This window comes from Neobacillus drentensis (assembly GCF_036962765.1).
GTDB classification, from domain to species: Bacteria; Bacillota; Bacilli; order Bacillales; family Cytobacillaceae; genus Neobacillus; species Neobacillus drentensis_C.
In genome coordinates this window covers 1-7,944 of sequence record NZ_JBALOS010000351.1, presented here as the reverse complement: position 1 = coordinate 7,944, position 7,944 = coordinate 1, and the positions used below count along the sequence as shown (strand labels likewise).

The window sequence follows — 7,944 nt, the reverse complement described above, 5'->3', positions numbered from 1 at the left end:
AAAAAAGGATCGTCGCAGCTATCCCAATCTTTAACTCTTGCACCGGTAGTTCAACAAGAAACTACTCAACTAATCATCTAAAAGGTTTTTAAGTCCAAAGAAATGCATACCTATTTCTCTATTAGTAAAAAATACTGAAGAGGTGATAACAAATGGAAAATGATAATTTAAAACTTACATCTTCCGAAATAGGAACACTATGGGGGGAGTATGTAAACGGAACAATGGCCGAGATAGTAAATAGGTATATGATTTCTATTTTAGAAGACGAATCAATAAAAAAAGTTTTTGAAATAGCCATTGATACATGGGAAAAGCAAAAGAAGCAGCTTGTTTCCTTCATTGAGAAGGATGGATTTCCAGTTCCCATTGGATTTACTGAGTCCGACCTTAATAAAAGTGCAGAGAGATTGTTTTCTGACACATTCTGCTTAAATTATTTACACATTATGACTATACATGGTTTGTTGGGTCATACAACTGCTTTAAGTGTTTCTGTCAGAAAGGACATACGGGAATTTTACAATTCATGTGATAATGATGCAAAAAGTATGTACGATATAACCATTGAGTTATTGCTTAAAAAAGGAAAATTCCAAAGAGACCCCTATTTCTATCCTAACGAGAGCCCTGAATTTATTTCTACCAAAGATTTTACTGATGGATTCTTCGGAAAAGGGAGACTTTTATCTGCTACAGAAATAATCAGTATTTCTCTTAACATTAAAAAGGGCATTATGGCAAAAGTCCTTTCAATCGGATTCAGTCAAGTCACAGAATCGAAAGAAGTAAGAAAGTTTTTTGAGGAATTAGAAAAAACCGCAGATGAAAACCTACAAGCCCTTTCAAAAATTATGCACAAGGATAATTTGCCAGTTCCAATGTCGTGGGAATCAGAGGTTACAACGTCAAAAGACTCTCCTTTTTCAGATAAATTAATGTTGTATCATATGGGTTTCTTGTCTCAAACTGCACAAGTATATTACGGGACAGGTCTAGCAGGAGCCATGCGAACAGACCTAGCTTTAGCTTATGAAAAAGCAATTCTAAAAACATTAGGAATTACAAAAAACTGGTTCGATATTATGGTGAAAAACAAGTGGTTAGAACAGCCACCACTTGCTCCCAATAGAAAAGAACTTGCACAAGATAAATAAGATATACCCCTCATTAGTGAGGGGTATATTTTTAATTAGCTTCTTAATTTAATGGATAATTCCAACATAAAGTAGTTATTCCTTCTTCAACTATCCTGCTTCGTTAGTGAAAATGCGTCTCTTCCTGTTGAAGAAACGCACCCGTAGTTAAATAGGATGTAGTTAGTTAGTTACTTATATATATGTATATTTATAAAGGTTCAAATGCTTTTGCTATACTAATTCTATATGCTATTAAATAGATAACAATATATATGGGAAAGGAATAAAAAACGCTCCATTTTACTGATGTATATAACCCTATCCACTCAAATAAAGGTTCTCCGATAAAAGAAGTTATTGCAGAATAAATAACAGCTTTAAAAAGGGATTTAATGTCGGTTTAAATTTCAACCAAAGCATCATTGTTACTGGTATTAAAGTAAAGTCCCAAGGAAAAAACGATGGGATAGCTGGCAAGACTCTACCCGAATAATGCCAAGAACCAAATATAAGTCCTAAAAAATCAAACCAAGAAGCAATACTCAATGCAAAAACCCTGCTAAAAGCAATCTTGCTTCACTTCCACGTTTACGGAGTATAAACCATACAAACCAAGGAATTATTGAAAGAACTACTGAAAGCCAAAATTCCCAGTGCCATAGTGAGTGCTCTTTCCAGTAGTAAAAATAGTCGACTTGGACCTAATGAATTCTTTGAAAAAACTCTTCAGAATTCTCAATTTTTCCTTTACCAATTAAAGTCTTCATCAAATCCACCCCTCGGTGCTAATTTCCTTCTATTTTCTCCAAAAATTTGTTCAGCTAACCTGCCCCGTTAGTTTGAACAAGAAAAAGGATCGCCGCAGCAACCCCCTTGTTAAACTCAAGCACCCGTTACTTTAAGTACAATATTTCACAATCTTTCTTGTGAAATTAGGAAAAGCCACTTATAACTTGATGAAACGCACTCATTCGTGGATGGCTAACGGGCAGGATAGCGGAGTTGACGGAATTTCAGGTCTCCCTGGTTTGTTAATTTACTACAGAGATAGCTATCTGACGTTAATGGTGAGAATGGAAAATACCGCCCGAAGGCGGTATTGATTAACTGACTTGTTTATACGATTTGAAAATTGTTTATTTCATCATGAATCGTCTGTCAATATAGAAAGCTACCAACAAAGCTAGTAAACCGGTTAGAAGTACATTGCCGTAAGTTTCAAGAGGAAATGGTTTGCCCTCAAGATGGATACCATTCGCACGATATTCGAGCCGTTTCACCGCATGCTTGGCAGTTAAAAGGTCTTCTTGTTTAGCTAAGTCTTCCAATGGTGCTTCAAATACATATCTATTTGGTGAATCGCTATGAATGAGGAACGTTTCTTTAGAATTACCTTTTTCACTCCAAAGTTTTACGTCGGCTGCCGCTAGGGATTTTGCGTTGCCACCTGGTATGATCATTTTATCCAATCTTGGAGCATTCGATATTTGATGCCTAGCCACTATATTAAGGTGATGTTTTGTAGCAATGGGTGCATCCGAACTAGAAACGGTCAAGACTTGTGTCGTTCCTGTGGCTGCGTAAGTATCAAATATAGAAGATAATGCGATTTCATCCATGTCGTTATAAAGTAGTACACCTGCCTTTGTCTTATTCCACTGGAAGGAAAGATTCAATAAAAAAGTTGCAAAATATATGTCCTTTTGAAAAGGTTCTACTTTTGGGTTTTGAACGAATTGGTAAGAAGGATAACTGATTTCTTTCGATATTTTTTTAGCCATTGGTTCTCCTAGTTTTTGAGCTATCAGATGCAGCACAGCATCGATACCTGCAGTTTGACCCGCTGAAGTTAAGGTGTTACCTTCGTAGACATACCGCACATCCTCTTTCCAATGAGTGTCGGGATATTGCTTGCTTAGTAAAGATATCCCTTGCCAGTGTGTGGTGGCTGATTTTCCTTTTAATAAGCCTGCATCGGCAAGATTCTCTGATCCACTGCAAATGCTCAAGATAGTGGTTTTACTGCTGGAATGTTGTTGAATCCATTCCCGAGTGGGTTGATATTTCTTTTCATCAAATATCTGCATGTAAGGAACCACGATAATGTCGGGACTTCTGCCTAATAATTTATCTAATTCTTTATAAGAGTAATGCGGTACTACATCCAGTCCGCCCGATAACGTCTTTACGTTTTTGTCTGGAGCAACAGCAAATACATTAAAAGCGTTTGTTCTAGATAATAAATCATAGGGAATCATAAAATCAAATACCTCAGTGTCTACATTTGCTAATAGAACTGCTACTGTAGGTTTATTAGGATCATACTTTGGTGGTTTAACACCATGTAGAGAAGGAATTGGCTCATGACGGACATTCTTGAAAAAATCATTCTGTGAACGAACAAATCCGAGGAAGCCCACCCCTCCCACAAACACGGCGAAAATCAATACATAAACAACGAAACGTACTACTATCCTTTTCATTTTATATTCCTCCTCCGGATATGAATGTTGTTATTCTTTAACGCGACAAAATCTCCCGACGCCAATGAATAAACTTTTGATACATCCTGAACAAAAATAATTTTCTACCTCCAAAATGTGGTTATTTGTTATTGAATACCCTTGTGTTACATTTTACTAAGTTTGACCATGATAAAAACCGCACTCTTTTTGGGTATTACCGTAAAATTTTGTGGTACCCCCGCAGGGTATTTGTTGTTATCTTGATTTCATATTGCCTTTTTTCTAAAGCCTTCATAATTGTGCTAGAGCTTGATTTTTATATAAGACTTCAGATTTAGCTGGTTTCAGTCCACAAAAAAGACAGAGACTGAAATAGTCTCTGCCAAAGATATTGCCTTAAAAACCGATATCAAGTTAAAGAAATAGACCGTAACTTTTACAATAAATAATTAATTCGCTTTTTGCGTCAAATATGAATTAAAAGGGAGAGAATTTTCCCCTCTCTCTTCAACTAAACTGCATACGTTAGTACAAAAAGAAAAGACCGCCGCAGCGATCTCCGTACTTAAACTCTTGCACCCGTTACTTTAAGTGAAACACTTCACAATTTAAGAAAAAGGTAGTAGTTACCTCATAGAAATTCCTTTCAAAAATAAAGAAATATTTATTATTGTCTATTTGAACTAAACTGCTGCTTCAGCACAAAGAAAATTGGCTAGCTAGATAGATCCTTTTTATCCATCAGATTCTCCTCCTTCCCTACTACATATGAAGGAAATGACTGGTTAAACTAAAGAAGACGAAATAAACAGAAAGGGGGAAAAAGCTGTGACACGGAAACTTATGGCCTTTTTCCTATTTGCCGGTCTTCTTTTCGCAGGCGGTTTTCAGACAGACGGCCAACCGCCGCCGGACCCCGTCCAGATGGGGATGGAAGAAGGATATTATGAAGGAATCCGTTCGGGGCTTGAAGACCGGCATAATTTCAGGATCTCCCGTGCTTGGCAGCAGATGCCTCGCTCCCAGCTGAGCTTGGACAACAAGAAGGAGATAGCTCGGCCCCTCATAAAAATAGGACTTCTCCGGCAGGTGTACCTCTCTTTTTCCTCTGGGGAAAAATTCTACGCCTACCTTCATGCCCATCCGGAAATGAATGCGGTACAGGCGGCCCAGCGGATACTCGGGCAGAGGTTTGTGAGGGCGTACGAAAAAAGCTTCCAGAAAGGTTATGAGAAATCCCTCACTGCTTCACCCGAAAAGGCGGCAAACTACGCGGCCTTATTGAAGGCGGAAAAAAGATAAGGAGGAAAACAAAAAGGGCAACCTCAAGGATGCCCTTTAACCTGCTCTATTAGTTGCACTAAAAAAAGAAGGCCAATGGAACCTGGGAACACCTTCTTCAAGTATTCTGCCTCGTTAGTGCAATAAAAATAGGGATCGCCGCAGCCATCCCAATCTTTAACTCTTGCACCCGTTTGTTTAAGTATAATTTTTCACAATCTTGTTCTTCAAAAACAAGAGTTACCCAAGAAGCACTTTTTAAAAAATCACGAAACGATCACTTTATTATTTCACCATTGTTACATTTACGTCATTACACCTGAAATTAGACTATTTCTCTAACTCTAATACGGCTAATAACATGTTGGTTATAAAAAAGAATGAATTAAAAATAGAATTGCAAAAGCAACACCAGACCGCAAATGCCACTTCCGGTCCATCCTTTGATATCGAAATAGTCCCGATATAGGAACTGGAAGCAGGACTAGCAAGGAAAGCAATCCACTTATATTATTAAAATCAAATTTGAAGCCGTGCATAAACACAGCTACCGTATGCAAGATAATAAAAGCGATGGCGATAATCGCTGCTGGAGTATGCCATCTTCGGGCAAAGCTCAGCAAAGTGGACAACCATTTTTTCACCTTGCCTTGACCTTTCAATTTACGAAGCCTAATAACACGAAGAAGCACATAATAAGCAAGTACAAAAAATAAGGCAATTCTTGCATTAGAGCCAAAACCTTTAAATGTATGTTCGAACTGCCTGCTGTGCAGAGTGGTTAATGAAAGCTGTAATAGTCCCTTAAGTTCCCAAAGCATTATCGAAGCAGCGATAATAATCGCCACGATTACCCATATACGTTCCTTTTTAGGAATCCAGCCTTGTTTTTGGACCTTGATTTCCCGTGTATTCATTGATCTATCCTCCTATAAATTTAAAAAACAACTTTTAGATCTTAATTTGGTCATTGTCGCCGAAACCCCATCTTCAACTTAAGTACCCGATAGATTAAATAAAATACTTCACATCCTTTAAATTAATTCTGTAAGAACCTTACGTGGGGTTTCATCACTACGTTGTTCAAATAAACTTATTAAATATGACATATAAATGCCTCCATTTTTTCCGAAAACAATCCACTTAAAGTTAAAATAACCTTCAATTTTATTTAAATACAATGTAGCACAATACATGAATGCATTTTCTATATTAATGAATTCTTAATTATAAATTAATTGAAAAAATAGGTTAATAGGAATAAGACTTAGGTGCTGATGTGGATATAATAAGTAACTTTTTACTGCAAATTCCCCATTCTTTTCGTAAGTAATTATTATCTAGTAGACCTGGATTTTCTCCAATTCCGAATAGAAAGTCTATATGTATAGAGTTGTTTGCCCAACTATTGGGAATAGTGGTAGGAAAGTATTTCTTCTTTAAGTAAAATCCATTCGTTTTTGTCAACAAATTAATTTATGACTCAGGCAACTCTAACTTCAGTTGTTCTTGAATCTTTTGAAATATGTCTTGATTAACTTCTCCCTTATAAAATTCATCATAATCTTCTTCCCATAATTCTAAATTCATTTTACAATTTCCCTTTAAAATGGATAATATGTAAACAGGTACCATCAAATTTCAACACCCAACGGACTACATAAATAAAGGTTTCTTATTAAACTGCTTCGTTAGTTCAACAAGAAAAAGCTGCCTCAAAAGACAGCTCTAATCTTTAACTCTTGCACCCGTTAGCTTAATAACACCTCTGTTTATTTAATTAATGTTTCTTAAAAAATTCACCATTTCACTAAATGCTTTTTGTGCTGATTTTTCATTATATTGTGGAGAGTATGGGTCACTGAATCCGTGTTTTCCGTTAAATTTATGCATTTCGATATTCATTTTTTCTAAAGCTGAAATTAACTCGTCCACATTAAATGATTTTTCTTCTTGCGGAAAGAATAGCATTGTAGGACATTGTGGTGTTAATTCCACGTAATTCCTAATACGTGAACCATAGTATCCAACTACTCCATCGACACATTCTTCGTCACTACACAACCAAGCAACAGTTGCCCCTACACTAAATCCAATGATAAATATTTTTTCGTATTCATCTTTAACATCTGATAATATATCTTTTATTTTATGCATAGCGTAAGCGAATCCTACGTTCTCCATAAAATTTCGATAAGCAACTTCCTCTTGAAAATAATCGAAAGGTGTCTCTCGTTCTAATAAATTTGGGCAAATGACATCAAAACTTTGTTTTGATAATAATTCACAAAAACTCTGCATATGTTGGTTAATTCCATAAATTTCGTGTATTACAATGATTACAGTACCAGACTTTTTGTGTATTTGAATCATTTTGTACCTCCTTGAACAGCTACTCCCATTATACAAATTAATATCATATTATATCATTTCTTGTTCAACTAACCTGCTTCGTTAGTTGAGGAAGAAGCCTTTCAATAAACACTAGTCACAAATAACAACAATCCTTATCACGTACTCACCAAGGGATAATGGTTAAATCTGGCCACTTTTCCTTCCATTTATCAACTTTTTTTTCAAAAATTTCACGGTTTACCATTAGCTTGTTGGGTCTGACTATCATTGAAAATAGATCATCCAATTTGTAGGGAGCATAAATTTTATATGAACCTGTTTTCTCTTTCCTAATGCCCAAAGAAGTAGCTGTCGTAGGCCAGCTATCTATTGCGGTTTCCAGGGATTTATATGGTTTAATTGAAAAGCCGAACTTTTTCTCGTACCATAAATGAACTCCTGCCTCATTTTTCACGTCTAACTTAAATGGAAAATTTCCTAGTTTACATACCAACTCTTCTTTATACTTATATTCGCTATCCCGACTCAAATCTTCTCTATCATAGTACACTACGTCCACGTCAGAAATACCATAGTTAAGAGGAAAACCAGAGAGGTAGTTCCATACAGTGTTTGTAATACATCCAGCACCAATATAGTAATCAGGAGGGAGTTCTGAGTTTTGCAGAACCTTAAAAAACCTTCTTAGAGGTTCACTATTATTT

General features: G+C 36.2%; 7 protein-coding genes. 2 read left to right on the top strand and 5 right to left on the bottom strand.

All coding sequences use genetic code 11. The features are described 5' to 3' along the window. The first annotated feature begins 152 nt into the window (after window positions 1-152). Entirely contained in the window at window positions 153-1,157 is a 1,005-nt protein-coding gene (locus V7137_RS29155) for a DUF3231 family protein (RefSeq protein WP_335701298.1), read from the top strand. A 336-nt stretch (window positions 1,158-1,493) separates the two neighbouring features. On the opposite strand, the gene V7137_RS29150 is transcribed toward V7137_RS29155, so the two are convergent. Continuing rightward, window positions 1,494-1,709, bottom strand: a complete 216-nt coding sequence (locus V7137_RS29150; protein WP_335701299.1) for a CBO0543 family protein — start codon at window positions 1,707-1,709, stop codon at window positions 1,494-1,496. 566 nt (window positions 1,710-2,275) lie between these two features. After that, the gene (locus V7137_RS29145; RefSeq protein WP_335701297.1) at window positions 2,276-3,622 is read right to left on the bottom strand and encodes a DJ-1/PfpI family protein; all 1,347 of its coding nucleotides are present in this window, start codon (window positions 3,620-3,622) and stop codon (window positions 2,276-2,278) included. 810 nt (window positions 3,623-4,432) lie between these two features. On the opposite strand from V7137_RS29145, the gene V7137_RS29140 reads away from it, so the two are divergent. Then, on the top strand, window positions 4,433-4,906 hold the full coding sequence (locus tag V7137_RS29140) for a hypothetical protein (RefSeq protein WP_335701296.1): 474 nt from the start codon (window positions 4,433-4,435) through the stop codon (window positions 4,904-4,906). A 347-nt stretch (window positions 4,907-5,253) separates the two neighbouring features. On the opposite strand, the gene V7137_RS29135 is transcribed toward V7137_RS29140, so the two are convergent. From V7137_RS29135 to V7137_RS29125, 3 genes are all read right to left on the bottom strand, one after another. Beyond that, window positions 5,254-5,802: a hypothetical protein gene (locus V7137_RS29135; protein WP_335701295.1), complete on the bottom strand. Its 549-nt coding sequence runs from the start codon at window positions 5,800-5,802 to the stop codon at window positions 5,254-5,256. 859 nt (window positions 5,803-6,661) lie between these two features. Next, entirely contained in the window at window positions 6,662-7,258 is a 597-nt protein-coding gene (locus V7137_RS29130; RefSeq protein WP_335701294.1) for a dienelactone hydrolase family protein, read from the bottom strand. A gap of 145 nt (window positions 7,259-7,403) precedes the next feature. Next, window positions 7,404-7,944, bottom strand: a 541-nt coding sequence (locus V7137_RS29125) for a nucleotidyltransferase family protein (RefSeq protein ID WP_335701293.1), incomplete at its 5' end; no start/stop codon positions are given.

Excerpts from the sequence above, each read along its gene's own strand:
- V7137_RS29155 (WP_335701298.1), top strand. The coding sequence starts at position 153 with ATGGAAAATGATAATTTAAAACTTACATCTTCCGAAATAGGAACACTA.
- V7137_RS29135 (WP_335701295.1), bottom strand. The coding sequence starts at position 5,802 with ATGAATACACGGGAAATCAAGGTCCAAAAACAAGGCTGGATTCCTAAA.
- V7137_RS29145 (WP_335701297.1), bottom strand. The coding sequence starts at position 3,622 with ATGAAAAGGATAGTAGTACGTTTCGTTGTTTATGTATTGATTTTCGCC.
- V7137_RS29130 (WP_335701294.1), bottom strand. The coding sequence starts at position 7,258 with ATGATTCAAATACACAAAAAGTCTGGTACTGTAATCATTGTAATACAC.